Annotated in this window: 1 protein-coding gene; it reads left to right on the top strand. The window is 63.0% G+C overall.

Features of this window, described 5'->3' with window-relative positions:
* A partial coding sequence (locus tag DXK93_RS23050; RefSeq protein ID WP_233564593.1) for a condensation domain-containing protein occupies nt 1-1,776 on the top strand: 1,776 nt, incomplete at both ends.

Genomic DNA, 1,776 nt, shown 5'->3' with positions numbered 1-1,776 from the left:
GGCGAGGTGGAAGAAGCGCTGGCGGCGATCTGGGCGGAAGTCCTGGGCGTCGAGCGCGTGGGCCGCCACGACAACTTCTTCGAGTTGGGGGGGCATTCGCTATTGGCGCTGAGCGTGCTGGAGCGCATGCGTGCACGGGGCCTGGCCGTGCAGGTGCGCACGCTGTTTAGACAGCCCGAACTGGCGGCCTTTGCCCGAGCCGTCATGCATGGTCAGGATCGTCATGACGTTGCCGTGCCCCCCAATCTGATTCCGGTTGACTGCGCGGCAATCGAGCCTGGGATGCTGACGCTGCTCGAGCTTGACGCCCTGGAGATCGGTCGGATCGAAGCGGCGGTGCCAGGCGGCGCGAAGAACATCCAGGACATTTATCCGCTGGCGCCGCTGCAGGAAGGCATTCTGTTCCATCACATGCTGGAGCAACAGGGCGACGCTTATGTAACCCCTTGCCTGCTGAGCTTTGACAGCCGGGAGCGGTTGGAGCGCTTCATCGCGAGCTTCAATCGGGTGATAGAGCGCCATGACATCCTGCGCACGGCGGTGTTGTGGGAGGGGCTGAAGGAACCGGTTCAGCTCGTCTATCGCCACGCAATGCTGCAAACCGAGTGGCGGGAGGGCGTGGCCGCCGGCGACGTGGCAGAACGGCTGAACGAACTTGTCGATCCTCGACGCCATCGCATCGATGTGCGTCAGGCCCCGATGATTCGGGCGGTGGCTGCGCAGGATGCGGCACAAGGACGTTGGCTGCTGCAACTGCCTAGCCATCACCTGGTACTGGATCACACGACGCTGGAACTGATAGTCCAAGAGATTGTGCAGATCCAGCAAGGCCAGGAGGCGGCGCTGCCCGAGCCGGTGCCGTTTCGGCGCTTTGTGGCGCAGGCGCGGTTGGGCATGAGCGCAGCCGAGCATGAAGCCTTCTTCACGCGAATGCTGGGCGACGTGGATGAGCCGACGACGCCGTTTGGTCTGCTGGATGTGCAGGGCGACGGCAGTGAAGTCGAAGAAGCGAGGCTGGCGCTGGAAGATGGGTTGTGCGCGGAGATCCGGTATCAATCCAAGCGTCATGGTGTGAGCGCGGCCAGCCTGTTCCACTTGGCGTGGGCGCTGGTGTTGGCCAGGACGACGGGCAAGGCCGACGTGGTGTTTGGCACCGTGTTGTTCGGACGGATGCAAGGCGGAGAGGGTGCGGAGCGTGCGCTGGGAATGTTCATCAACACGCTGCCCATCCGCATCAAACTTGGGTCTCGCGGCGTGCTGCAAAGTTTGCGTGAGGTACACGCTGGGCTGACTGGGCTGATGCATCACGAACATGCCAGCCTGTCGCTGGCGCAACGCTGCAGCGGGCTGCCGGGAGGAACTCCTTTGTTCTCGGCCCTGCTCAACTATCGCCACAGCGTGGCGCAAGACGCTGATGCAACAGTCCGTGCCTGGGAGGGGATAAAAGTGCTGGGCGGGGAGGAACGCACGAACTACCCGGTAGATATGTCGGTGGATGACTTGGGCCAGGGTTTCGAATTGGTGGGCCAAGTGCACAGGTCCGTTGGCGCGCAGCGTCAGTGCGAGTACATGCAGGCTGCCTTGGTTGGCATCGTCGAGGGACTCTCGAACCATCCGCAACGTGCGGTGGGCGAAGTGGAGGTTCTCACGCATTCGGAGCAGCAACAACTAAGGGGATGGGGCGTGAATGCTCACCGGTACCCGGATGCGGAGCCGGTACACCGGCTGATCGAGCGCCGCGTACGGGACTATCCACATGCGAGCGCACTATTGTTC

Source organism: Achromobacter sp. K91 (assembly GCF_003576205.1).
Lineage (GTDB): Bacteria > Pseudomonadota > Gammaproteobacteria > Burkholderiales > Burkholderiaceae_B > Achromobacter > Achromobacter aegrifaciens.
Note: the sequence above shows the minus strand (reverse complement) of the source record. Positions and strands in the feature narration are given on the sequence as shown.